This window comes from Roseateles saccharophilus, from assembly GCF_004342485.1.
In the GTDB taxonomy this organism is placed as follows: domain Bacteria; phylum Pseudomonadota; class Gammaproteobacteria; order Burkholderiales; family Burkholderiaceae_C; genus Pelomonas; species Pelomonas saccharophila.
In genome coordinates, this window is sequence record NZ_SMBU01000091.1 from 1 (window position 1) to 2082 (window position 2082).

Here is a 2082-nt window from a genome sequence, read left to right on the forward strand (position 1 = left end):
CGAAGACTTTCCCGAACATCGGATGGAACGGGTGTGTGACCTCGAAGAACTGCAACGGATCTGCCAGATCTCGTGCAGTTGACGGCTGTTGCCAAGGGCAAGTTGGAGCGGTATCACCGGACCTGCAGAGCCGGCTTCCTCGACGAGCTCGACGAGCGCCACATCACCTGCCTGGAGGATCTGAACGCGCGGCTGTGGGCTTGGGTTGAGCAGGTCTATCACCGCAGCGAGCACGCGGGCCTGACCGGCATGACGCCGCTGGCGCGCTACCAGCGTGACCTCGCGCACATCCGCCAGCTCGGGCCGCGCGCCGCGCAGCTGGATGCGCTGTTCCACCATCGCGTCCAGCGCTTCGTGCGCAAGGACGGCACCGCGTCCTACCAGGGCCGGCGCTTCGAGCTGCCCTATGCGCTGTCGGGCAAGACCGTGCAGTTGGTGGTGGACCCGCACGCGCAGCGCGTCGTGGGGGTGGAGGACGACGAGGGGCGCTCGCTCGGGGAGGCCACGCCGCTGGACGCGCTGGGCAATGCCCATCGCACACGGCACAAGCCCGACGCCGTCGGCGTCGATCCGGCGCTGCGTTCTGGGCCTGGGGACCGGGCAGCCGGGCCCAACCTGGTGGAGATCGCCCATCGGCACCACCACGGGCTGCCCGCGCTGGCGCCGAAGAAGCCACAGGAGTGAGCTATGTACCTGCAACACTTCGGCCTCACGCACGCGCCGCTGGGCAAGGAGCTCACCGAGCCGTGGGACGACGGGGCGCTGGCCGTGCTGGCCCAGCGCTTCGACTGGTTGCTCAAGTCCCCGGGCGTGGGGCTGCTCACCGGCGAGCCCGGCGTAGGCAAGACCGCCGCGCTGCGCCAGCTCACGCGCGGCCTCAACCCCCACCGCTACCTGGTGCTGTACCTGGCCGAGACCGACTTCGGCCGTGTGGACATCTACCGCGGTCTGGCCCGTGGACTCGGGGTCGAGCCCAGCTACCGGCGCGCACAGCTGTGGCGCGACATCAAGCAGCGCGTGCACGAGCTGGCCGACGGCAAGCAGGTCACGCCCATCTGGGTCGTCGACGAGGCGCAGAACCTGCCGGCGGAGTTCTTCCGTGACTTCCCCGCGTTCCTGAACTTCGCCTTCGACTCGCGCGACCTGCTCAGCGTCTGGCTGGTGGGGCATCCCACCCTGGCCAGCACGCTGGAGCGCGCGCCGTACGCGGCGCTGGCCAGTCGCATCCAGGCTCGCGTCGCCTTGCGCCCCATCGTCGAGCGCGAGCGCTTCGCGCAGCTCATCTCCCATGGCCTCAAGAGCGCCGGCTGCCAGCACACGCTGGTCTCCGATGCGGGCTTGGAGATCCTGCGTCAGGCCAGCATGGGGCTGCCTCGCCAGGCCGGACGCATCCTGTGCACGGCCATGCGGCTGGCCGTGCCCAAGGGGCTCAACCACCTGCCTGACGAGCTGCTGCAGCAAGCCATTGCGGAGTTGCAATGACGCGCCCCCACACACCGCCGCCACAGCCGGGCGTGCCACTGCCCCGGCTCAGCGACGAGGCGGCCGTCGAGCTCTATCTCTTCGTTGAGCACCTGTTCCTGCTCATCGAGTCGCGCTACAGCGCGCAGATCCGCCGTCACTTCGACGACCAATTGCCGCACAACCTCATCGGGCCGGACTTGGACTCGCCGCCTGACGATCCGCCGTTCTGAAGCGCCACACCACCACCCCGCGACGCCGCCAGCTCATCCCTGGCGGCGTTGTTCATCGCCCCTGCCCCATCGCCGTCCCGTCGTCCTCACGGCGCCAGTCCTTCCCGATTCGTCGTGGGACACCACGCTAGGCTCGCCCTCGAAAAGCGTGGGATCGGGCATCGAAATCTACGCGGGACGTAACAGTGTGCTTCTGCAGTGCTCGCATCAACAGTTCATGATCGATCGTGTCGAAGAACCCCTTGATGTCGAGGTCCACGACCCAGGGATAGTCCCAGCACCGGCGCCGGGCGCGGTCTAGCGCTTGCCGCGCTGACTTCCCCGGTCGATACCCATAGGAGTCCTCGTGGAAGTGCTCTTCCAGTCGGGGCTCCAGGTGCTGCTTGAC

General features: G+C 68.3%; 4 protein-coding genes. 3 read left to right on the top strand and 1 reads right to left on the bottom strand.

The genetic code is table 11. The features are described 5' to 3' along the window. The first annotated feature begins 78 nt into the window (after positions 1–78). Genes EV671_RS26460 through EV671_RS26470 form a run of 3 tightly spaced genes read left to right on the top strand, consistent with a single transcriptional unit; the run spans position 79 to position 1694 of the window. Positions 79–684, top strand: coding sequence for a hypothetical protein (locus tag EV671_RS26460; protein WP_207911270.1), 606 nt, complete (start codon positions 79–81; stop codon positions 682–684). A gap of 3 nt (positions 685–687) precedes the next feature. Beyond that, positions 688–1482, top strand: coding sequence for an ExeA family protein (locus EV671_RS26465; protein WP_132576885.1), 795 nt, complete (start codon positions 688–690; stop codon positions 1480–1482). Next, positions 1479–1694 (top strand): hypothetical protein, encoded by a 216-nt coding sequence (locus EV671_RS26470; RefSeq protein WP_132576886.1) that lies wholly within the window; start codon positions 1479–1481, stop codon positions 1692–1694. Before EV671_RS26465 ends, EV671_RS26470 begins: the two co-directional genes overlap by 4 nt. Before the next feature lie 127 nt (positions 1695–1821). On the opposite strand, the gene EV671_RS26475 is transcribed toward EV671_RS26470, so the two are convergent. Beyond that, positions 1822–2070, bottom strand: a complete 249-nt coding sequence (locus tag EV671_RS26475) for a reverse transcriptase domain-containing protein (RefSeq protein WP_279388543.1) — start codon at positions 2068–2070, stop codon at positions 1822–1824. Between the last annotated feature and the right edge of the window lie 12 nt (positions 2071–2082).